We start from the raw sequence: 24,676 nt of genomic DNA, 5'->3' as shown, positions 1-24,676 counted from the left end.
TGTAAAAACACTTTATATTTTGTATAAGGTGTTTTTTTTATTGCAATAATATGAAAGATACATTAATTATACACAGATTTATCCATTGGTACATAATCCCACTTATTAAAGTGTTGATTATTGCAAACCATAAGGATTATCTAAATCTACTTTCATTCAGACGCAAAGGAGATATTTATACAATGACATTGAATATTAACCCTATTATACTGATTGGTATTGTTGCAGTCTTTACTGTTTTATTCTGGGTGAATATCAAGAGGTTCAGACAGCTGCATATTATAAAAATGAATGACACCTCGCTAACCTGTGAAGAGCTTGAAGAACACGCAAGAAAAATCGCTATAGACCATACAGTTTCCAAAAACTTAAGATATAACAACTGGCCGGTCTTGCATATGAATGAAAACTATGATTTCATAAGCTCTATTTATAAGGAGTTAAATAATTCTGCAAGCAGCAAAAATGCTGTTCCTCCTGCTGCCGAATGGTTATTGGATAACTTTTACATACTGGACGAGCAGGTTAAGGTTGTACGAAAGGATATTTCCAGCGAAACATATTTGAGGCTTCCAGTCTTAAAGTGCGGGCCCTTGAAGGGTTATGCCCGCATATATGCCATTGCTGCAGAACTGGTATCACATACTGGTGGTCAGATCAATGACAGAATCATTTTAAATTATCTCAATGCTTATCAGAGCCACAGCACACTATCGGACAGAGAAATATGGGCAATGCCTGCCATGATCAGGATTGCTTTAATCGAAAACATCAAAAATATATGCGAAAAGCTCAATCTCACCATTAAGGAGTGGCAACAGGCTGATGAGGTTATAGACAATGTTTTGAAGAGTGATGATATCAATACTCTAAAATTCATCAGGAGCACTGAAGCAAAGCTTAAGTCTTCGCAGCAGATAAGTACTTCCTTTATAGAACACTTGTCCTACCGCTTAAGGAAGTCCGGAAGAGGTTATGCAAGACTCTCCGGAACATTTGACGATCTCCTTTCCAAATATGGGACCAGTACCTCCGATATGTGTCAGAAGGAACACAGCGTTCAAGCAGCGTACTCGGTATCTATAGGAAACTGCATATTAAGCCTTAAATTTCTGTCGTCCTTTGACTGGTCATATATATTCGATGAGATCAGTAATGTTGAAAAGGTTTTGAGAGAAGATAATTCATACCGTTTGATGGATCCTTCCACACGAAGCTTTTACAGACAAAAGCTTGAGGATATTGCTCTTGCTTCAAGGACTACAGAAATTCACGTGGCAAAGGAGGCTGTGAGACTTTCCAAATCCTATGAAGAATCCTCTAAGGATGATTATCATGAGCGTAAAAGGCATGTGGGGTACTATTTATCAGGCAAGGGAATAGATGAACTTGAAGAAAGTATAAATTACAGGCCTGCATTATTTAGAAGCCTTGCAACAGTCATCAAGAAGCATGCTGCCCCACTTTACCTGGGATCAATTATCTTTCCCACTATACTTATAACATATTTTCTGATGCATTACTCCTATAAGCTTTCTATAAACAACGCCCTTACCCTATCCATTTTTACTGGCTTGATAGTGATGATTCCTGCATCGGAAATAGTGACAAGTCTTGTAAACTGGACCCTTTGTAATACAACAAAGCCTTCAACCCTTCCAAGGTTGGAACTGAAAGACGGAATTGGTGAGGAAAACAGCACATTGGTTGTTATTCCGGCTCTTCTTCCGGATGAGAAACGCGTTAATGAGCTGATAAGCAACCTGGAAAGGCACTATCTTTCAAATAAGGAAGATAACCTGTATTTTGCCCTTGCAGGAGACTTTAAGGACTCTCATGATGAAAAAGTACCCTTGGACCAGAAGATTATTGATGCAGGTTTAAACGGTATAAAGAGATTAAACAATAAATATAAAAGGGATAACGGTATCAATATCTTTTATTATTTTCACAGGCACAGGAAGTTTAACCAGGTTCAGAAAAAATGGATGGGATGGGAAAGAAAAAGGGGAGCATTAGTAGAGCTAAACAATCTTCTTACAGGTGCTGCAGATACAAGCTACAGCATTGTGTCCTCTCCTCCCGATTCCATGCCAAAGATATGTTATGTACTGACTCTGGATGCAGATACAATTTTACCTATAGGCAGTGCCAAAAAGCTTGTGGGAATTATGGCCCATCCTCTAAACAAGCCTGTTTTAGATGAGAAGAAAAAGATTGTAGTTGATGGCTATGGACTTATCCAGCCTCATATAGGATTTGAGATAGAAAGTGCCAATAAGACTCTTTTTTCAAGAATCTATACAGGACAGGAAGGCATTAATCCATATGCCTGTGCTATTTCCGACATCTACCAGGATGTATTCGGAGAAGGAATATTCACAGGAAAGGGGATTTATGACCTTCATGTTTTCCAAAAAGTTTTGGAAGAAGCAATACCCGAAAATAGGGTTTTAAGCCATGACCTCTTGGAGGGCTCTTATATTCGAACCGGCCTTGCAACCGATATTGAGCTTGTTGACTCATTCCCGGCAAGCTATGCTTCTTATGCTGCAAGAATGCACAGGTGGACCAGGGGTGACTGGCAACTGTTGCCATGGCTGGGCAAAAGATTAAAAGATAAAAACGGCAATCGGGTAAAAAATCCTCTGAACGCTATTTCCATATGGAAAATGATAGATAATATGAGGAGAAGCCTTACGGCTCCTTCTATTTTAATTTTGATTATATCAGGTTTTTCCATTTTGCCGGGATCAAGCCTGTTCTGGCTGGGGTTAGCATTGTTTTTCACATTTTTCCCCATTATAACCTCAATCATTGATTATGTTGCTTCATTAAAAATGCTTAAAAGCAGGGTTAAGCGACATATACCAGTTATTTCAGGAATCAAAGCCAGTTTATATCAGATGCTTTTGCAATTCATTTTTTTGCCATATCAGGGCTATCTTGTAGCAGAGGCTGTTTTGACCACCCTTTATAGAGTATTTATCAGCAAAAAGAATATGCTTGAGTGGGTAACTGCCGCCGATGTTGAAAAAGAGCAAAAGAATACCGTCTTAAGTTTCTGGAATAAAATGAACATTACCACCCCCATATCACTTGGGTTATTTGCATTTGCCGCAATTTTAAAGCCATACTCGGTTGTATTTACGCTGCCGCTTTTAATTTTGTGGTCCTCCTCCCCATTTATAGCGTTTTTTATTAGCCGTATCAGAGAGGATGAGTCTTATCAGCTTTCAGAAGAGGATATGAAGGATCTGAGGATAATCTCAAGAAAGACCTGGAGGTATTTTGAAGAGTTTATAAATCATAAGAACAACTTTCTTCCTCCTGACAACTTCCAGGAAGATCCGCCTAATGGCATAGCATACAGGACATCTCCTACAAATATTGGACTTGGTCTTATGTCCTTTTTGGCTGCCAGGGACTTAGGCTATATCGGAACCAATGAGATGACTGAGAGAACCTCAAAAACCCTGTCTACTATCGATAAATTGGAAATATGGAATAATCACCTTTATAACTGGTATGATACTAGAACTTTAAGGCCCTTAAGACCCCGGTACGTGTCCACTGTAGACAGCGGAAACCTTATTTGCTACCTCATAGCCTTCAGACAGGGGTTATACGATTATCGAAAAAATCCGTTGATTGATAGGAAGTATATACAGGGAATTGATGATACCGCTTTTCTTGCATCAATAGAAAGCGGTTTAGACATTAGCAGGCTTGATCCAGCTGATGTATTACCTTCCAATGATACCGGAAGCCTATTTACCTGGAAAAGGACCCTGGAAGAAATGAGAAGCAGTATTTCCGCACACAACAACAAGAAATCTCCCTGGCTTTACAAGTTACAAAAAATGGTATCCTCCTTAAAGGAAGAGTTGGACATGTTCCACCCATGGATAGATGTATTTCTTAATGCGTCAAAGGTTTTTGCAAATGACACACGCACAAACCAAGGTATTGTTTTACATTCCGACATAAGAGATGATTACAGAAAAAATATATTCTTAAAAGATACCTCTGATGGAATGGATATACATGGGAAGAATTCTCCTATGCCTGACATAGGCTTGGAGGGTATGGGGGCAAACCCGGCCAAAGGCATGGGGCTGAGCAATCGAGACATATTGAGGTTAGCGGAAGATGCTGTATCAAAAATAAAAATAACCATGGGACCTTTGGAGCTGGCAGAGACATATAACAAGGTACTCTATGAAATAGAATGCATAATGGATGATTGCAAGGATAAGACAAGCAACGGCTATCAGTGGCTCCAAAGTCTACATGCATCAATTCACAAAGCCCTTGGCAACTTAACGGCTTTTAACAACAAATATGAAAATATAATTGAAAAGATCAGCAGCATAATTGACAAAACAACCTTTACACCACTTTATGACTCAAAGAAGCAACTTTTTTCCATTGGTTACAATCTGGAAGAAAACAGGCTCACAAACTCATACTATGATTTGCTTGCGTCGGAAGCCCGTCAGACAAGCTATCTGGCTGTGGCAAGAGGAGAAGTACCTCCTAAGCATTGGTCCAAGCTTGGAAGAAGCATTACTGTGGTAGACTTTTATAGAGGCCTGGTTTCATGGACAGGTACAATGTTCGAGTACCTGATGCCTCTTATACTTATGAAAAATTACAAAAATACACTGCTTGATGAAACTTATTCATTTGTTGTGAGAAGCCAGAAGAAGTACGGAAAACATAAACGTGTTCCTTGGGGTGTTTCAGAGTCAGGTTTTTGTGCCCTGGACATAGACCTTAACTATCAGTACAAAGCGGTCGGGGTTCCGTGGCTTGGGCTTAAACGTGGTCTTGTTGAAGACACAGTTGTGTCTCCCTACTCAACATTCCTCGCACTCCTTGTAGACCCCAGAAGTGCTGTTGAAAACATAAAAAGGCTTAGAAGAGAGGGCCTTGATGGTGCATACGGATTCTATGAAGCCGTTGACTACACAGCCGACAGGCTTCCTTTCGGTTCGAGAAAAGCAGTTGTAAAAAGTTATATGGTTCACCATGAGGGCATGAGCCTTCTTTCCCTCAATAACTTTTTAAACAGGAACATAATGCAGGACAGGTTTCATAATGACCCTCTTGTCAGAGCCGGTGAGCTTCTCCTTCAGGAAAAGGTTCCTGTTGATTTTACCTCAGCCATGGAGAACAAGGAAAAGGTTGTACCATACAAAGACATGGTCTACAAGGGAAGAGTGTCACTGCGTAAGTTTACTGTACCTGATTTCACTCTACCAAAAGCACATCTGCTATCAAACGGCAGCTACTGTGTGATGATTACAGATAGAGGAACAGGGTACAGCAAAAACAATCTTACAGCTATTTCCAGGTGGAGGGAAGATATAACATTAGACCCAAGCGGTATGTTCTTTTATATTAGAAACATAGAAGACAATACTCTTTGGTCATCAGCCTACGAGCCCATAAACAAAAAGCCTGACAATTATGAAGTAGCCTTCTCCGCAGATAAGGCACGCTTTAAAAGGATCGACGGCAATATTGAAACTATAACCGAAATAACCGTAACATCAGAGGATAATGCCGAGATAAGGCGATTATCGTTAAAAAACCTTGGTGAAAAACCTGTTGAGCTGGAGATAACCAGTTACTTTGAGGTTGTTATGGCACCCCATAGTGCAGATGTCGCACACCCTGCCTTCAGCAACCTATTTGTTAAAACAGAGCTTGTTCCTGAAATAAATACGCTTCTTGCTGTTAGACGGCCAAGATCGGAATCAGATAAGATTTATTGGCTCTTTAATACCGTGTTTATTGAAGGTGAAACAATGGGAAGCCCTGAATATGAGACCGACAGGCTGGCATTTATTGGTAGAGGCCACAATATATCCGACCCTGTTGCATTAGAGCGAGCCAAGCCTCTATCCAACAGTGCCGGTTCTGTCCTTGACCCAATAATGAGTACACGGGTGCGGATAAGGATTCAACCCAAGCAAATTGCCAAAATCTCACTGATAGTTGGAGTAAGCAAAGGCCGCGACACAGCCTTGGCGATAGCTCAAAAATACTCTACACCTGAAGCTATAGAAAGCGGATTCAAACTTGCACAAACCCGCAGTCAGGTTGAGGCGGGATACCTTAATATCAGCTATAAAGACCTAGAGCTGTATCAGGACATGATATCCCATATCTTGTTCCTAAGCCCTTTACGCAGAAACTTTAGTGACTCAATGAAGGAAAACAGCAGGGGTCAGTCTTCCCTATGGCCATTTGGAATTTCCGGTGATTTACCAATTGTGACAGTAGCCTTAAGCAAATCCCTTGATACCGACATTGTATATGATGCACTTAAAGCTCATGAATATTGGAGACTAAAGGGGTTAAAGGTTGATCTTGTTATTCTTAATGAAGAGGAAGGCGGCTACAACAACCCCCTTCGTTCAATACTCATGGACATTATATCTTCAAGCCATGCCCATGATATAATAAACAAACCGGGCGGAGTTTATCTTTTAAACCATAACAGTATGTCCAACGAAGATATAGTACTTATATATTCGGTGTCCAGACTGGTGTTGAAGGGCAATCAGGGCTCCCTTTCCGGCCAGGTAAAATATGCTTCTCTTTATAAAGATCCTGTATCGGATATTGAAGAGAAAGTTGAAATCATAGGCTCTGAAAGAAATATCACTAAGCCTTCAAGGAGCGATAACGGACTATTATCTTCAGGGTTTAACAATGTTGGCAATGAGTATGTCATAAGGCTTGAAAAAGGCGAATTTACTCCTATGCCTTGGTCAAATATAATTTCAAATCCTGATTTCGGCTTCCTTGTAACAGAGTCCGGTTCAGGATATACATGGAGTGAAAACAGCCGTGAAAACAAGCTTACCCCTTGGTCAAACGACCCTGTCTCGGATACACCGGGTGAGATATTTTATATTTGCCATAAGGAAAGTGGTGAAATGTGGTCTCTCACACCGCTGCCGACAAGGCAGAATGTGGATTATACCATTACTCATGGTTTCGGATATTCTGCATTTGAGCATGAAAGTCATGGTATAAGGCATAGCCTTGTACAGATTGCCGCAAAGGACTCTTCAGTAAAAATAAACTTTATTAAGCTTGTAAACACAACCGGCAAAAAGCTGAGCTTAACACTTACTTATTATATAAGACCTGTCATGGGCGTTACCGACCAATCAACGGCAATGCATATAAGGACATGGCAAAACGAAAAAGGTACACTTTTCTTTGAAAATCCCTATAATGAGGAGTTTCACGGAAGGGTGGCGTTTATGGATGTCACTGAAAGTGATAGGACTGTTACAGGTGACAGAAAGGAGTTCTTCGGAACCGGAAAGCTTCCTAATCCATCCGGGCTACTTCGAAACGGTCTTTCCGGTAGTTTAGGAGCTGGCTTTGACCCATGTGCTGCCATGCAAGTCAGTATAATTCTTGAGCCTAATGGTGAAAAAGAGGTTGTATTCCTCCTGGGCTCGGGTAAAAATGCCGATGACGCATACAATCTGGCAGTAAAATATAATAATTTGGATTCAGCTAAGAGGTGTTTTGAGGATTCAAGGAACTTCTGGAAGGGTAAACTGGAAACAATACAGGTAGAAACGCCGGATAGATCAATGAATATCATGCTAAACGGGTGGCTTCTTTACCAGATAATATCCTGCAGGCTTTGGGCCCGTTCAGGCTTTTATCAATCTGGAGGTGCCTTCGGCTTCAGAGATCAGCTCCAGGACTGCCTTGCATTAATCAATACATGGCCCGAAATTGCCCGTAAGCAGATTTTGCTACATGCCAGCCATCAATTTGTTGAAGGGGATGTTCAGCATTGGTGGCATGAGCCTTCAGGAAAAGGTACAAGGACAAAGTTTTCTGATGACCTCCTTTGGCTGCCATATGTTACTGCTGAATATATAAGGGTAACCAATGATTTTAATATCCTGGACGAGATGGTTCCTTACATTGAGGATGAGCCTTTAAGGGAGTTTGAGGATGAGCGTTACTCAAGTCCTCGTTCATCGTCACTTTCCGGTCCTCTATATGAGCACTGCAAAAAGACCATTGAAAGATCCCTTCAAGTCGGAGAACATGGCATTCCCCTTATGGGCTCCGGTGACTGGAATGACGGTATGAATACGGTAGGTAACGGCGGAAAGGGTGAAAGCGTTTGGCTGGGTTGGTTTTTGTACTCCGTCCTCAACACTTTTGCTCCAATTTGCCAAAAGAAAGGTGAACATCAGGAATCACGAAGATACTTGGAGGCAGCAAAGGCAATTGTAGAATCAATCGAGAGTAATGCTTGGGATGGAAACTGGTACAGGAGAGCTTATTTCGATAACGGTCAGCCTCTCGGATCAATTGAAAATTCCGAGTGTAAAATTGACTCTATATCCCAATCATGGGCCATTTTTTCCGAAGGCGGAAACAAGGATAGGGCACGAGAAGCAATGCACTCCCTTGAAAACTATCTAATACAAAGGGATGAAGGGCTCATAAAGCTTCTGACTCCGCCTTTTGATGAAGGCGATTTAGAACCAGGATATATAAAGAGCTATATTCCTGGAGTACGCGAAAATGGGGGGCAGTATACCCATGCTGCTGCCTGGGTTATAATTGCATTTGCCAAGCTTGGAGATGGTGATAAAGCTTTAGAGCTCTTTGACCTGATAAACCCCATTAATCATACGAGGACTCACATGGAGGTATCGAAGTATAAGGTAGAACCATATGTTATGCCTGCAGATGTGTATGCAATCCCTCCTCATGTAGGAAGGGGAGGCTGGACATGGTATACAGGCTCTGCCAGCTGGTACTATAAGTCGGGTATCGAATATATACTGGGATTTAGAAAGGAAGGCAATTCCATAATTATTGACCCTTGCATACCCAAGAAGTGGAAAGGATACACCATTAATTACAACTACGGCAGCTCGATCTATAAAATAGAGGTCAGAAACCCTCAAGGAGTTAACAGAGGTGTGCGGAAGATTGTTCTTGATGATAAAAAGATCAATAATTCCATACCTCTTGTAGATGATGGGAAAAAGCATAAAGTAGAAATAGTTATGGGATAAAAACTAGATAATGAAGTGATTTTACTGTTAAGATTAAGTTTAAATAGCTTATTAATTAGCAGTAAAATCACTTCTAAAATTGCATTTATCTTTTCCCGAACAAGGAATCTAAGAGACCCTTCTTTGGCCCTATCTTCCTTAATAATTCCTCTCGTAAGTGGATTATACTCTCATCATTTGGGCTTATCTCCAAAAGTCTGTCGGTTACTATAAGTGCATCATTGTAAAGACCTTTATCCTTTAGGATCAAGAGCTTTAGGTTCAAGAGGTTCTCATAATTTCCATCTATCTTAAGACCGTTGTTACATGATTGTTCCGCTTCATTTATCTGTCCCAATTTATACAAAGCCCATGCCTTATTCTGGTATGCCAGAAGATAACCGCTATTTATCTCCAATGCCAGGTTGCACTGAACGACACATTGCTTGTAATCCCCAATACAGTAGAGGGTGTGGCTCTTGTCAATATAAGCATCTATCATTGATGGGTCCAATTCAATAGCCTTATTGAGATATACCAAAGACTCCTGATAAACCTTTGCGTTATTGAGAGCCGATCCTGTTACGTAATAATACGGAGCATATGAGGGATTAATATTTATGGCTTTCTTGTATTCCTGAACTGCCGAAACATAATCGTTACGATTGGAGTAGACATCCCCCTTCAATTTATGAAAGCGATCTGTAATTCTATGCTTAAGTGCAATAGCCTTGTCTATTTCACTCAGTGCCTGATCCTGTTCATTCATATTGAGCAGGCTTAATGCCCTATAATAGTAAGCCACTTCATACTTTTTATCCATCTCAATAACTTTATTCAAACAGTCTAATGCATCCTGATAGTTGTCTTTATTAAAGAAGCAAACCCCTTTGTAGTAATATGCATCAGTGCAATCTTCATCCAATGCAATTGCTTGATCACAAAGCCCTATGGCATCGTCATATTTTTCATATGTCCTCATAATATTTGCCTTCTCAATATATAGCCTTGTGTCTGATAATCCATATTCAGCCGCTCTTGAGAAAATATTTAGTGCCTCCTCATACTGCCCAACCCTAATAAGAAGCTTCATCTTGATAACATAAATATCAACCAGATAAAGGTAAATATTAAGGGCTTCTTCACAGGCCTCTATACATTCTTCATATAGCTCTAGCCCCAATAGGGCTTCTGCCTTATTTTTATAAGCATGTGCCATTTTAGAGTCCAATCTTATTGAATTTTCGGCACTTTCGAGAGCCTCTTTAAACCGCTCCAGCTTGTTTAATGCAAAAGCTCTATTATTGTAAGTAAGGGCATCATCGCCCTTCATTTCAATTGCCTTGTCATAAAACAGTATAGATTCTTCATACCTTCCGAACTCATCTATTATACACGCCTTATAAACTGTAAGATCATAATCACCGGGATAAATCTCCAATGCCCTGTTTACAGTAGTATATGCCAGTTCCTTTTTCTCCATAGCCAGGAGAACCTTGCAGTAAAGCAGATAGCTTTCATTATTCATGTTGCCGTTCTGCTCAAGCTGGCTTAGCATGCCATAGCTCTCCTCTATCTTGTTTGAAGCCAAATATGCTTCCGCAAGCTTTAACTTTATTCCCATATCATCAGGATTTTCTTTTGATACAGCTTCCAATTGCTCTACCTGGAACTGGTATGCACAACCAATTAGAACCCTCACATCCCTATTGTATTGAAGCATGTCCCTAAGCTTTTCAAGACGCTCTACTGCCTCTTCATATTTGCCGAGGCTGATGCAGCACTTGCCTATGGAGAATAGCACATCAATAAAATCAGGCTTTATTTCGATTGCCTTTTTATAATCCTCATATGCCGTATTGAAGTCTCCAAGTCTGAAGTGGAGATTGCCCCTATAATAATGTGCATACAGATCACCCGGCTCCTTATTTATAAGGTCATCCAGCATGGCCTTTGCCTCTTCAAGTCTTCCGTTGGTAGCCATATATCTGGATTTTAATATTACTAAATCCGGGTGCTCAGGGCATATTTCATTTGCTGCTTCAATAGACTTCATAGTTGAATACAAATCATAATCCTCAATTGAATGACAACCTTTGTTGTATTCGTTTATAAAGGTTTCCTGCTTACCGCCAGGACATCCCAACAGCTTGTGATACCTAAAATAGTCCTTGTTGGTTACCTTATATATCACAAAATCAATAAAGTTCTTCGGAAATTGCAAATATAGTTTTTCTTTCTTGGCAACCCATGAGAAATAGCTGTTAAATGTTGTCCAAACCCCATGAGGCAGGCTGTAGTTATCCATTAGAAAAGCAAGAATTCTTTCGCCAATTTCCTTGCCGGTATCGATATTGTAGCAAATATCGCTCTCTAAAAGCCCTTTCCAGGTAGAAGTGTCAATCCTTTTCTCAAAATTGTTGTAGTTTTCTTTAAACCTTTTCATAAACTCATCTACCGGAGTCAATGCCTTGTCTGACGCTGTCGCATCCTCACTTGCTTTCTGCAGTGCTTCCTCATAAGCCGCTCTAAGTACCTTAAAGCCTTCAGGGTCGGTTTCAGGTGAACAAACCTTAAGCTTTGTAGAATAAGCCCTTTTTATAACCTTAACATCATTTGTAGGGTTGATTTCTAATACCTTGAAGCAATCCATAATTAAAAGCCTCCTTTAGTATCTATGGAATCAAATATATCAGCAAGCTTTTTCCTGCACTCTTCCACCTTCTTGATATCCTGCTTATCCAAAATTTCTTCAAACTCCATTAACAGGTGTGCAATTTCCTGTCTTTCCCTTCCTATCTTTTCCTCATAAAGCCTTTCCCCACGGGCGATTACAAGCTTATTCTCATGATTTTCCCTTGGATGAATTTTGAGATGTGATATACTCTTTATGCTTTCAGCTATCTCTTCAGAAGACATATGCCCAGGTTCTTTCTCTATAATCATGTTCTTTTTGAGCCCGGTTGACACTACCATAACCTCAACCTCCAATATACCGTTAATATCATAGGTGAACCTTACGTCTATTGCCTCTTCTCCTGCAGATTTAGGCGGAACCGGAACATTAAGCTCTCCGAGGAATATGTTGTCCTTTGAAAGCCTCGACTCTCCCTGAAGAATATCCACGTTTATTATTTTTTGGTTGTCATATATGGTATAAAGCCTTTCCACCTTACTCACAGGAATGGTGGTATTACGCTCAATTATTGGCAAAAAATGCCCCGGCTCATGAAAGCCCTGGGACTTTCTTACTGTCACACTTGTCCCCAATGTATATGGACACACATCAGTCAGGATTACCTCCTTTATTGAGGCATCCTTTCCCTTAAGAGCTGCCTGAACTCCTGCTCCTAATGCCACAACCTCATCAGGATTGATATTTGCATAAGCAAGCTTACCAAACAACCTGCTTACAAATGATCTTATAAGTGGAAGCTTGGTTGCACCACCCACTAGAAGTATGCAGTCAATATCGCTTATCTTTAATGATGCATCGCTTAAAGCCCGTTCAACAGGCTCGCGAAGCCTCTGAAAAAGATGCTTTGTAGCAGCTTCATACTCATCAAGGGATACTTCCAGCTTAAGGTTTTCTTCATTAACAATGCTGGAAACAGTAGCCACCTTTTTTTCGCTGAATTCTCTTTTAGCTACCTCTGCCTGCTTTTTAAGCATAGCATAATTCTTATCGCCTATTTGGGCTGCAGTTAGTGAATGATGCTTTAAGAACATATTGACCAGTATTTCTGTAAAGTCCTCACCACCCAAATAGTTGTCTCCAGCGACCGCACGGACCTCCATAATATTATCGAATAATTCCAGTATAGAAACATCAAAGGTCCCGCCACCCAAGTCAAATACAAGGAACTTATTCTCAATATCCCTGAGATGAAGCCCATACGCTATTGCAGCGGCAGTAGGCTCTGTAATAAGTCTGTCAACCCTTAGACCTGCCAACTCCCCAGCCCTCTTGGTAGCCTTTCTCTGTGCATCGCTAAAGTATGCAGGCACGCTTATAACAGCCTCTGTAACCTTGGTTTTAAGGAAATGCTCCGCATCTTCCTTTAACGCCTTTAGCAAAATGGCAGAAAGCTCTTCAGGTATAAACTCCTTTGTGCCAAAAGTATATTTTTTCTTTGTGCCCATGTTTCTCTTAAACACCGATGCACTGAGTTCAGGGTGTGAAACCTGCCTTTCCTTTGCAATCTGACCAACTAGTACATCCCCGTTATCATCTATACTAACTACAGAAGGGGTAAGATTCTGACCTAATGAGTTTGGGATTATAACCGCACCATCCTCTGTCCAATATGAAACCAAGCTATTGGTTGTTCCCAAATCAATTCCGATTATTGCCATAAATCCCTCCGTAAAATATCATTATTTCGAACGATACTATTATACCTATATTATCAGTATTAATAAATTAAAGTGCGTAAATGGAAAAATCATTCGACTTGCTTTAAACATAAATAAATTTTACCAAAGATATGATTTTTCTTCAATCTTTACTTTGGCATTATAATTTAAACAGTCTTTTCGCATTATTTGTAGTAACCTCTGCAATCTCATCAAATGTTTTACCTTTAATATCTGCTATTTTTTCTGCCACCAATCTCACAAGGCTTGAGTCATTCCTGCTGCCCCTGAAAGGCTCCGGTGTCAGGTATGGACAGTCCGTTTCTATTAATAGTCTATCCTCCGGTACATACTTCACAACCTCAACAAGATTTCCTGCATTCCTGTATGTTACAGGGCCTCCCACCGAAATATAGAAGTTATTATCCATCGCTTCCCTTGCCATGTTTACATCACCTGAAAAGCTGTGTATGATTCCTCCAACATCCCGGGCATTTTCATCCTTTATGACCTTTAACGCATCCTCATTTGCATTCCTTATATGAACGATTATGGGAAGATTTATTTCTTTCGCCAGCTCAATCTGCTTTACAAACCACTTTTTCTGAATTTCTCTAGGTGACAAATCCCTGTAATAATCAAGACCTATTTCACCTATAGCCACAACCTTTTTATTTTGAGCAAGACTCCTGACTTTATCCAATATTTCATCATTCATCTCCTTTGAATAGTGAGGATGAATTCCCACCGCAGCATATATATAGCTATATCTTTTAGCTAATGAAACCGATTGCTCCAGAGACGGAATATTATATGAAACATTCATTATATATGAAACTCCGCTTTCATGGGCTTTTTTAATAGCCTCATCCCTGTCGTCCTTAAACCTTTTATCATTAAAATGTGCATGTGTATCAAACAGCATAAAAACTCCTCCTTAATAGCGTCTACTTATCAATATCTGTTTATTTTCTATTTCACAATCCATTGGACCTCATGTGCTTCTGTTACATCAGGCACCTCAAGCTTTGCAATCATTCTGCCAACCAATGAGATAAGCTCCTTATGTAAATTCATTTTTCCTTCAAAGAGCACTAAAACAGATGTTATAAAATCATAATCCTTTAGAATCAATCTCCGGCTCTCTGTACTTAAAAACCTTTGAGTTCTCTTATCATAGATATCAAACTCCATAAAATAGTGAGGAAGCAAGTCATAAAAAACAGTATGCTTTGCATAAAGCCATTCTCCATATAGTATATATCTGTCTCCCAAGATATCCCATAACTTTGCTGAGTGTGCATTTGCCCATGTTTTAAACAGACTAAAATGTTTTTCCCTTCCGCCTCCGGTCAGGTAATGTCCCCTGCTTTGCAGCAGCAGCTCTCCTTCCGAAGTAAAGCTTATGCCGCTGTTCGCCCCATCTACCTTTTCCTCAACAACTATAAACCTTTTTGCAACCTTTGCAAAAGGTACACTATCTAAATCCTCATCACCGGGCTGGCATCTTGAGCCTTCAATATGAGGCGTTCTAGGATATTTTAATATTTTATCCATCATAAATTATCACTCCTGACTAACATGTAACCTTCCAATATGAACAAAACCCCTTGCGATTTTGCAACCTCAAGGCATAAATAAAGAGCCGCTAAAACCTGTAATTGGAATTAACCGCTCTCTTTATAAATAATATTTTAAATATAATGCACCCCATTATTTGATTCTATTGGGGACATTACTATCCTTAACCTTATAAAAGCGAGGATTAAACCAATGTATCGAATTTTTATTATTAGTTTTTTCACATAATTTGAAGTTGTACATCAATAATCCTCCTTTCCCATTTATAACAACATTTTTATAGGCATAACGTTTATATTATATTACAGGTTAAACCGTCCCGTCAAGGAATATTTTTCATAAATATTCTTTGGTTTCAATTTATATATGTATTGAATCCAAAGTAACAACATAGTATACTAATAATGTAACACATGTTTTACGATTAGCATCAAAAGGAGCAAAAGCCATGCTTGAAGCTTATTATCCCATGTTAATTTATATTTTATTATCACATATTGCTATTCCCTTGATTCTAATTAGTCTTATTGCTTTCAGAAAAAACAAAAGTGTGTTTGATCTTTGTACAAAATCCGTACTTACATTGCTTTTTATTGTTTATGTTCTTATAAACGGCTACTGGGATTTATTCCTGCACATACAATCAAAAGAAGTACAATGGGTTTATACAATGCGATTTGCCATACCCATCCTATTTCTTTTTATCCTCACCATCAAAATTTACAAGGCAAGAAGAATTCCCTTTTACGTTCCAAAATCTGCTCTAGGTCAGGCATTCAGGGGATTATCCGTCCTAGCAGCATTGCTGCTTCTCTTTATAAATATTTCGTATTGTAAAATCATGTTTCCTCTTATCATTAATAAGCCCGATAGCTTTGCCTTTGTAAACGTAAATGTAATTACCATGGAAAATAAAAATGTATTAAATAATCAAACAGTTGTTGTAAAGGAAGGCAAAATCTACGATATGGGACCGGCAGAAAAAATAAATATGTCCCAAGATATTAAAACTATTGATGGACAAAACAAGTTTCTCATACCTGGTCTGATGGATTTACATACACATCTTTTACGAAAAGAAGATATTACCTTGTTTATTTCCCGAGGAGTGACAACAGTGCGGAATATGAACGGCAGGGAGTGGCATCTTAGAATGAGGCAGTATATTGAAGATGACAGATTCCCCGGCCCCAGGATTTATACCTCAGGACCCATTGTTGATGGTGCTAACGGGCAAACATACTTAAAATTAACCACCCCTGAAGACGTGGACAATCTTGTGAAGCAGCAGAAAGATGCAGGCTTCGACTATATCAAGGTTTATGACGGATTGTCTAGAGAGGTATTTAATGCCCTTGGAGATGCTTCAAAGAAATACGGTATTAAATTGGTCGGCCATGTGCCTGGTTCGGCAGACATTTACTCACTTGCCTTAAATAAGCTTTACTCAATAGAGCATTGTGTTTGGAATAGCCTTACAGATCCGTATATCCTCAAGGAAGCAGGCATATGGTACTGCCCGACAATAGTAGCATTTGCACAGCGTAACTCCAAAGAAGAAGTTGAAAAGCTTCTTAAACAGGATTACATGAAATATATCCCACCTTCATCAATGCAAGATTGGGAAAACGATTTTAAACTATACGGCTATGATCTGGGCGATACCGCAAGAAGCCAGAATGGAAGAAATCAGTTATATTCGTTACACAAGGCAGGGGTACGTGTAATTACAGGTACTGACTCAAGCATCACCCTTTTAGCTCCCGGTTACTCGCTGCATCAGGAATTAAAAGAGCTGGTATTAGCTGGCCTAACTCCTTATGGAGCCTTAAAGGCATCTACCAGGGATTCAGCTGAATTTCTAGGAGATCTGGAAAACTCAGGCACCATAAAAAAGGGAAAACGTGCAGACCTTGTGCTTTTAAACAGCAATCCCCTCAGTACAATCAGCAACACCAGCGACCAATTTTGTGTTTGTGTTAATGGGAAATGGTACACTTCCGAAGAATTTGAAGAAATACTTGATGGAATGTCACGATTTTATTTTGCTGAGGAATTTGTCAGGGACTTATATAATAAAATCATGAGTAAATAACTAATCCATCCCTAAAAACCTTTCTATAAAACCGCTGTAATCATCCTTCATCGGCAGGTCAAAGTCCACCTTGATCCTTCGCCTTTGAGCAGTGGTAATGTTCCCTGTTTTAGGGTTTATACAAGGTTTTTCATACTCCTCCCAGTAGAGCCCTACTCCACGCTTTTGCCAATTAGGAACCTCATTAAAATTAATACCGTTTTGAAATAAAAGCTCATTTTTATCACTGACGGGCATGCCGCTTAAGAAATCCGTTGCTTCCTTTTGTGAGTTGCCATTTTTTCTTAGCATCCAGTAACAGTGTGAGTTCAAAGCATTCCTGTGGGCATCCTCGTTTCTCCATCTGAAATAATCCACCACTGCTTTAGGATTTGGGAGCTCAGATATTCTGCAGTCAAAGCACGCTGCATCCCCAAGCAAAATGGAAAACTTTGCACTTGCCTCTCCCGCAAGGACAGAGTTATACTTACGGACCTTCCGTCCATAAGCCCCTTCATCAATATGAAAAAGCAAAGAGATCTCATCACTTTGCGTATACCCGTAAACCACCCTGAACCCACAATTCATAAGATGTTTAACCGTATCAACCATATAATCCCTGAACCTTACATCATACGGACTTTCAAATTTATGGACCTCCTTGGTAAGCCTGGTAAAGCTTCTTCCATCTATACGTGCAACCATATAAACTTCAGGCAGGACGCTATAATCATGGGCAGTTTCATAAACCCTCATTTTCAAGTCAAGTTCATCAAATTTCATCTTTCCACTCCTCACAAATAAAGTTGTTTTCCTCACTTATCCGAACATAATAAAGCTCATCAAATCCCTCTTCCATACTGGGAAGCTGCAGTTTGGCACTTGTGCTTCTGATACCTATTAAAGAAACACGCTCTTTTCCGGTTCTTTTATCATTTCTTAATATGGCTTCATTCACACTTGAATGGAAATAGTAGCCAACAACCTTAAATTTAGCTGCTTTAGCCATGTCTATGTACTTTTTTCTATCTTCCTGTGTGGGGTTTGTGTTATCAACCACAAAGGGCTGCTTTGCCTTTATGCAAGCTTCAAGTATTATCTTTTCCTTGTTTCTTGTCTTTAACATATCCAGATTTATTCTCATATGCGTTTTATAAAACTTTTCTTTATAAAAAGTGCTTTTACCGGTTGCCTGCAATCCTATAAATATGACAGCTTCCATGTATGTCACCTCAATATTTTTATTAATCCAGAAGTTCGCCGATGGACCTTACAATTCTATCGGGGATTACCTTGGAATCCTCCGGTAAACCAGTGTTTCTATAATCATTCCAAATCCCATATATTCCCAGCTTTTGCGGCCCTTCCACATCCCACTCCAGATTATCCCCTACCATCCAGGTCTCCTCAGCTTTAACGCCAAGCCTCTCCAAAGCCATTAGATATACTTCGGGCTCAGGCTTTCCAAAGCCGGTCTCACCTTCAACCAATATTGTATCAAAGTATTTTTCAAGTTGAAACTTTTCAATCTTACCCCTCTGCTCAACAACTCCGCCGTTAGTCACCAAAGCAAGCTTAACTCCGCTCTTCCCAAGTTCTACCAAGGTGTCTTCAGCCTTGTCAAACATTTTCATGCTTTCCATGTGCCGTTTAACAAATAACTTTGCCATTTCATCGGCATAGCCATGATCCTTGCCCCCAAGGCTCTCGATGGTCATTTTTATAAGATCCCGTCTTGCTAAAAGCATATCCTGTCTTCCTGCCTTATGACGCTTCTTGTCGCTCCAAAACCATTTCCGCAATCTCAATAGCTCATTTGTAAAAACATGGTATTCAAACAAATTATATTTACTCACAAAGTGCCTGGAAATTTCATCCCAAATTTCATCAGATATTCCTCCTGATAAAATAATAGTATCATCCATATCAAAAAGAATGGCCTTCGGCAGCATTTTCCTACCCCATTTCTATTGGAATCCTCTCCAAAATTCTATTACCGTATAGCTCAGTCAAATTCAACTCTTCTATATTTATATATCCAATATAACAATCGCAAATTTTATTTTTGCACTTATCATTGCACACTATTGCTTCAAGCTCTGTGTTATATATATTCCCTAGAACCCCTCTTTCAAAATTGCACCTTCTGATATTTCCGCTTCCCTCTACGAAAAATACCGACTTTCCTGTTCTGCATTCCTTACCCAGGCTTTCATAATCTTTTAGGTTTTGCATAAAGTACTTGTCAATATGTTCAAAAAACCTAATATCATCCTGAGAATAGTAGTCTATCCCCTCATCCTTATATGCATTTACCCACATATACACATTTTTAAATAACAGGGTTTCCAGCTTTTTCTTTAAAGCAAGAATCTCATTCTTATACTCTTTCTTTCCCACACAACCGACGCTAAACTGCAGTCCTTTTTCTCTTAATGCCTGAAGCTTACCCGCAAATATATTCATATTGACCTGAGATGGATGGTATGTGATCCAAAGTGCCAGTTTTTCTCTGTTTACATTGTCCAACCAATCCAGATCACAGGACAGGTTGGTTTGAACCACCACCTTATTGACAAACTTCATTTGGCTTAGCTCAATCAGAGCCTCTTGATACCAGGTGTGGATAAGTGCCTCTCCCCATGGAATGAAAAATAATGAAATTTTACGATCTTTCCAATCCTTGTTTTTAATCCATGAAACAAATCGTTCAAGCTGTAACTTATCATTATACAAATTTGCACTATTTTGCTTTTCCTTTGAAAACGGGCAATATTCACAGCTGTAATTGCAGGAAGAAAGGTCGCCTCTGTAATAAAAAGTATACTTCATGATAACATATACCTTTCCATTCTGTCTCTCACCTTTTGAGACATCAGCCATGGGCCGATGGAATCCGATAATGCAAGACCTTCCTCTGTAAGCTTAAGCACAGATTTATCATCCGAATTATACTGTTTGGCATACCCAAGTTCCACAAGACAGGATAGTTCAGTAAAATCATCCATTACGCGGCTGCTAAACAATTCCTTATACTTATAATAATCAATCCCATCTTTATATAAAAGAGATTTTAAGACAAACCTCCTCTTTTGTTCCTCTTCATTTAAAATAAACCCAAAATCAGCATACTTATAGCTTTTAGTGCCTATGTAACTTTCGATTATGCCTTTGACAACACCATGGCTTACTCCATACTCATAGGAGTAATGCACATTTTTGGTATAGGATCTGGCACCGCAACCAAGACCAATCATTCCATCCTCCTGGCATGAGTATTCAGGTAAATTCACATTTGCCTTATTGATCTCCTTATCAAATTCCTTTTCTAGTGAAAAGCACCTCATGGATAGCTGGCTGTATCCACTGTCCTTCAATATGGAGCACGCAGTTTTATATAATTCCATCCTTATATCATTATCTTTTTTAATAGTCTTGCTTTTTATACCAAGTCCTGTCAACGGCCTTACATACAAAGGATAGATATATATTTCCTGAGGCTTATATTTTAGAGTCTCTCTTAGGGAATATTCCCATGACTTCATAGTCTGACCCGGTATTCCGTATATAAGATCAACGTTTAAGACCGGAAATTCCAACTTCTTTATACTTTCAAGAGCTGTATAAATACTGTTGTAATTTTCAGCCCTGTTTATATATACGGCTTCAGATTGTATAAAACTCTGTATTCCAATACTGATTCTGTCCGCATTTCTATCCCTTATTAACTTCAGCTTTGAGTAGGAAGCCTCCTTCGGAGAAGTTTCGACCGATATCGGAATGCTCTCGGTATCCACCACAAGGATGCTTCGGGCAATATCGAAAAGCCTTTCCAAGTTACTTTCACTAAGGATTGTAGGGGTCCCTCCTCCAATAGCAAACCCTGCGAAGGACAGGGGACCTATAGCTTCCTTTATGTCTTTAGCTTGCCTTTCTAAAGCATTTACATAAATCTCATGGAAATTATCATCTTTTTCGCAAATAGACAGAAGATTGCAGTAGCCGCACTTGGATCTGCAAAAAGGAATATGTGTATACAGAAACAAGGATTTTTTACTTTCATCCTTCCAAAGGCTTTCTATCGGCAAAGGATCAAATTTGCCATAAGCAGTTTTATGAGGGTATGAATACAAATAGGATTTATACGGGTCACCCTTCAATAATATTTCCAATTCTTTAATGCTTTGCTGCAAATCTACTACCTCTCCCCCATCTTATATTTGACATATAATTTATAAAAAAAATTTATAAAAAACAAAATCGCTATAATTCCCTAGACAAATACAAACTCCATATAAGGAACTGTCCAGACAACCTCATGGGCAAGCCTGTGGCCATAATACCCGTCCTCTCCATAAGCCGTTCCATGATCTGAACAGATTATTCCAAAACCCCGGCCCCTTTGTGCAAATGTGCTAAAAAGGTGCTTAAGCTCACAATCAACATACCTTAATGCCGCCGCATGGCTCTCAATGCTGTCACTCTTCGCACCTTCCAAATAAAAATAGTTTGGTTGGTGCAGAGCGGACACATTCAGAAATAGGAAAACCTTTTTAGATACATCAATATTTTTTAATGCATTAAGGCAGCATTCAACCTGATTTCTGGTAGAATTCCTGTCGGTAACACCTAAACCGGTATCCCAGTAGCTCTCATTAAAAAGTGATGGAATAACATTGCCCAAAGGGGATGCCTTATTAAAAAAACCCACTCCTCCAACACAAACAGTATGATATCCCCGACTTTCAAGTCCCGAAACTATGTTAGGGGCATCAAAAACGCATGTATTACCACCTGTGGTTTCACTTCCGGGAAACCTTACAGAAAAAAGCCTTTCATGCCTGCCAAGAGACACTGGTGTGGGAAGAAACCCTGCAAAAAAAGCCTGATGTGCTGCATATGTAAAGCTTCCTGGAGAATGCCTTTTCTCCCATTTGCCTAAACGGCTTATATTGGGCGTGTTATTATTCGCTTCCTCATATACAGCCACGTCATATCTTAATGTATCAATAGTAATAAATAATATATTATGGCTTCCAACTATCTCATTCATGTTTATCATTTTTATATCACCATCTTTATGTTTTGCAATTAAACTTGGCTATCTCATAAGTATAGGTATCCATTCCATTATAGACTATCCCGGGCAGCAAGTCACCAAAAGCATTCACATCAATAATATAAGGCTTATGGCTGCCTGAAGCTATCAGCACATCAATACCCATATAGTGGGAGTTGGGAAACACTGCCGAAGCCTTTTCCGCTTGAGCCAAAGCCTCCTCAATCTCTCTTTTGGTAAGGCCGAGCAAATTAATATCCCCTCTTTTATTCCCTAGATGAAGATTGGTCATAGGGCTTTTACTTAGTCGCGGCACTATATGGGCAGCCTTTTTTCCCACAACAAGCACCCTTAGATCAAAAGCATATCCATCAATGCCAGCCTTTGGAATCCATGCCTCCACCTGTGCTCCCTGACTGCAGATCCAGTCCAAAACTGCTTTAATTTTACTTTTCTCAGTGTATCTTTTAATTTTTAATGAATTATAGAAAGCAAGTTGGCCTTCTATCTGACCTATTTCAATGGTAGAACTTAATAGCTCCCTGCCGCTTTTGGACTCAAACTGGTAAGCACAGACGCCTGAAGCAGACGAACTCATGAATAGCTTGACAAAAACTCTTTTTACAGAATGACACTCCATTTCGTTTCTTAAATCCTCATATCCAGTTACTTTACCAAGTCTTCTTGGCACTGGCACCAGCTTTGAATCCAGCAACTGCTGGCAGACAGGCTTGTTAAACATGGTAAGTATCTCCGGGGGATAATTCATCCATCTTAACCCCTGTACTTTGCTGCTAACTTTCCATATTGCTTCCTGAAGCCTGGTAAATCCAAGATACCAACAAGAAGGGTAAAGTATTCTCCCCTTCTCGTATTCCAGCTTTCTTAAATCTCCCGCCCTTATATCTCCTTCTCCTACATCTTCTCTTATATCTCCTGACTCACAGCCTAACGCAATTATTCCCCTCTCAACATTGAAGTTTTCACCTGGGGACTCAATCCTGACAATACTGTTAGTATCTATTAAACCACCAATTTCCAGCTTCCTTTTGAATATTTCCTCATATGACAAAACCTTGGCAGGCTTCATGCCCTGTCCTACTAACGCTCTTTGGAAAAATTCAACCCTTCTGTTTTCAGGGTTACCTATGATTATATAATCCCTTTTCATTATTCAGTAACAGCAGGGTAACGGTATATCTCATCATCGTATTCCTCTTCTTCCTGCTGATCAGTAACATCAACTTTTATTCCTAGGGATTTAATTTTTTTCATCATGTCGTCGGACATATAGTGATAATTCAAATCCAGAAACTTGAGATTCTTTATCCTATTGCTTTTCAAAAGACTTTCTGCCCCTTCATCCGTAAGGGTTCCCATAGAAAGATCCAGTGTATCAAGCCCATCTAAAATATCGCTGTTGGCAATTTCATGTGCTATTTCATCCTGTATTTCACTATCCTTCAATCCAAGATACTTAAGCTTTGGAAACAACCCTTTTTTCATAAACGGTTTTATATCCTCTATTGTTCCGTTAAATCCGTACTCCTCAACTCCAAGATATAATTCCAGATGCTCCAGATTGGGAAGCTTTGATTCTAATATATCATCAATTACATCAGTACTCAAACCACCACACTCTATAATTAGTGTCTTTAACTTATCATGTTGCAGATCCGAAAGCCTTAATCCAGAGCTTCCTCTGATTTTTAACTCTTCTAGATTTGGAAATGCTCTTAAGAGGGGTGATAAATCACTTTGAATTATCCATGATATTTCACAATCCTCCGACTCCATATCACCAATAAAAAGCCCTTTGATGCTCGGCAGTTTGTCTTTGTTTTCTACGAGATTATCCACAATAAACTTTGAGCTATTTTCCCATGTTTCCTCCCAAGGTCCTATTACAAGGTATTCAACATCCTTTGAGGAAGGATCGCTATAAAACTCCTCCAATAGACCCAAAAAGTTTTTTCCTTCTTCACACTCATCATAACTAAGAGCCAGTCTTCTTGTAATCATAGATTTTCTCCTTTTAAAAAGTTAATTTTTATATAATGCTTTCGCCGGTTGTTTATATCAAAATTCTCTTCCATATATAATTTAGCACTATACTTGCCCCTTCTTCAATTGTTACTTTGTCTGTGTCCAAAGTAATCTCCGGATTTACCGGCTCTTCATACGGAGCAGATATGCCTGTAAAATCGGTTATCTCCCCTGCCAAAGCTTTTCTATAGAGCCCCTTGGGGTCACGTTTTATCAGCGTTTGAAGATCTGCTGTAACATAGACCTCCACAAACTCCCGATTCCCAATCCTTTCCCTGGCTCTTCTCCTCATTTCCATATAGGGTGATATGGCTGAAACCAAAGTAACAATCGATGCATCCTTAAACAGAGCAGCTATTTCATAAATATAATCCATTCCTTTCGCTTCACTCAAGGCACAAAACGTAATGAAAACGGTGCTGCTGAGTGATTTTTATTTTATAATCAGTCCATAGGGGTTTCGGTAAACTACAAATCACGGGAAGGTGAGTGGGCTGC

At 39.5% G+C, this 24,676-nt stretch carries 15 protein-coding genes; 2 read left to right on the top strand and 13 right to left on the bottom strand.

The annotated features are described in order from the left end of the window. Positions 1-182: 182 nt before the first annotated feature. On the top strand, positions 183-9,083 hold the full coding sequence (locus tag VIO64_RS08495; protein ID WP_331917116.1) for a GH36-type glycosyl hydrolase domain-containing protein: 8,901 nt from the start codon (positions 183-185) through the stop codon (positions 9,081-9,083). Positions 9,084-9,168: 85 nt separating this feature from the next. Here VIO64_RS08495 and VIO64_RS08490 read toward each other — a convergent pair whose 3' ends face one another. The 4 genes from VIO64_RS08490 to VIO64_RS08475 all read right to left on the bottom strand — a co-directional run bounded on the left by VIO64_RS08490 (position 9,169) and on the right by VIO64_RS08475 (position 14,978). Beyond that, on the bottom strand, positions 9,169-11,715 hold the full coding sequence (locus tag VIO64_RS08490) for a tetratricopeptide repeat protein (RefSeq protein ID WP_331917114.1): 2,547 nt from the start codon (positions 11,713-11,715) through the stop codon (positions 9,169-9,171). 2 nt (positions 11,716-11,717) lie between these two features. After that, positions 11,718-13,418 carry a molecular chaperone HscC gene (locus VIO64_RS08485; RefSeq protein WP_331917112.1) on the bottom strand — a complete coding sequence of 567 codons (1,701 nt, stop codon included), beginning with the start codon at positions 13,416-13,418 and terminating at the stop codon, positions 11,718-11,720. A 160-nt stretch (positions 13,419-13,578) separates the two neighbouring features. Then, entirely contained in the window at positions 13,579-14,343 is a 765-nt protein-coding gene (locus tag VIO64_RS08480; RefSeq protein ID WP_331917110.1) for a TatD family hydrolase, read from the bottom strand. A gap of 47 nt (positions 14,344-14,390) precedes the next feature. Then, complete coding sequence (locus tag VIO64_RS08475) at positions 14,391-14,978, bottom strand: RNA ligase family protein (protein WP_331917108.1); 588 nt, start codon at positions 14,976-14,978, stop codon at positions 14,391-14,393. 469 nt (positions 14,979-15,447) lie between these two features. Here VIO64_RS08475 and VIO64_RS08470 point away from each other — a divergent pair, with 469 nt between their 5' ends. After that, on the top strand, positions 15,448-17,094 hold the full coding sequence (locus VIO64_RS08470) for an amidohydrolase family protein (protein ID WP_331917106.1): 1,647 nt from the start codon (positions 15,448-15,450) through the stop codon (positions 17,092-17,094). Here VIO64_RS08470 and VIO64_RS08465 read toward each other — a convergent pair whose 3' ends face one another. From VIO64_RS08465 to VIO64_RS08425, 9 genes are all read right to left on the bottom strand, one after another. Further along, positions 17,095-17,856, bottom strand: a complete 762-nt coding sequence (locus VIO64_RS08465) for a tRNA(His) guanylyltransferase Thg1 family protein (protein WP_331917104.1) — start codon at positions 17,854-17,856, stop codon at positions 17,095-17,097. Beyond that, positions 17,846-18,295 (bottom strand): AAA family ATPase, encoded by a 450-nt coding sequence (locus VIO64_RS08460; protein WP_331917102.1) that lies wholly within the window; start codon positions 18,293-18,295, stop codon positions 17,846-17,848. The genes VIO64_RS08465 and VIO64_RS08460 overlap by 11 nt, the downstream gene beginning before the upstream one ends. A 22-nt stretch (positions 18,296-18,317) precedes the next feature. Continuing rightward, entirely contained in the window at positions 18,318-19,025 is a 708-nt protein-coding gene (locus VIO64_RS08455; protein WP_331917100.1) for an HAD family hydrolase, read from the bottom strand. Between the two features lie 4 nt (positions 19,026-19,029). Beyond that, a complete protein-coding gene (locus VIO64_RS08450) occupies positions 19,030-19,956 on the bottom strand; it encodes an STM4011 family radical SAM protein (protein WP_331917098.1) in 927 nt (308 codons plus the stop codon). Beyond that, positions 19,902-21,266: an STM4012 family radical SAM protein gene (locus VIO64_RS08445; protein ID WP_331917096.1), complete on the bottom strand. Its 1,365-nt coding sequence runs from the start codon at positions 21,264-21,266 to the stop codon at positions 19,902-19,904. The genes VIO64_RS08450 and VIO64_RS08445 overlap by 55 nt, the downstream gene beginning before the upstream one ends. Before the next feature lie 80 nt (positions 21,267-21,346). Beyond that, complete coding sequence (locus VIO64_RS08440; RefSeq protein WP_331917094.1) at positions 21,347-22,135, bottom strand: STM4013/SEN3800 family hydrolase; 789 nt, start codon at positions 22,133-22,135, stop codon at positions 21,347-21,349. Between the two features lie 16 nt (positions 22,136-22,151). Continuing rightward, positions 22,152-23,303, bottom strand: a complete 1,152-nt coding sequence (locus VIO64_RS08435) for an STM4014 family protein (RefSeq protein ID WP_331917092.1) — start codon at positions 23,301-23,303, stop codon at positions 22,152-22,154. Further along, positions 23,303-24,154: an STM4015 family protein gene (locus tag VIO64_RS08430; protein WP_331917090.1), complete on the bottom strand. Its 852-nt coding sequence runs from the start codon at positions 24,152-24,154 to the stop codon at positions 23,303-23,305. The genes VIO64_RS08435 and VIO64_RS08430 overlap by 1 nt, the downstream gene beginning before the upstream one ends. Before the next feature lie 52 nt (positions 24,155-24,206). Further along, on the bottom strand, positions 24,207-24,554 hold the full coding sequence (locus tag VIO64_RS08425) for an adenylyl-sulfate kinase (protein ID WP_331917088.1): 348 nt from the start codon (positions 24,552-24,554) through the stop codon (positions 24,207-24,209). Between the last annotated feature and the right edge of the window lie 122 nt (positions 24,555-24,676).

This window comes from Pseudobacteroides sp. (genome assembly GCF_036567765.1).
Classification (GTDB): domain Bacteria; phylum Bacillota; class Clostridia; order Acetivibrionales; family DSM-2933; genus Pseudobacteroides.
Note: the sequence above shows the minus strand (reverse complement) of the source record. Positions and strands in the feature narration are given on the sequence as shown.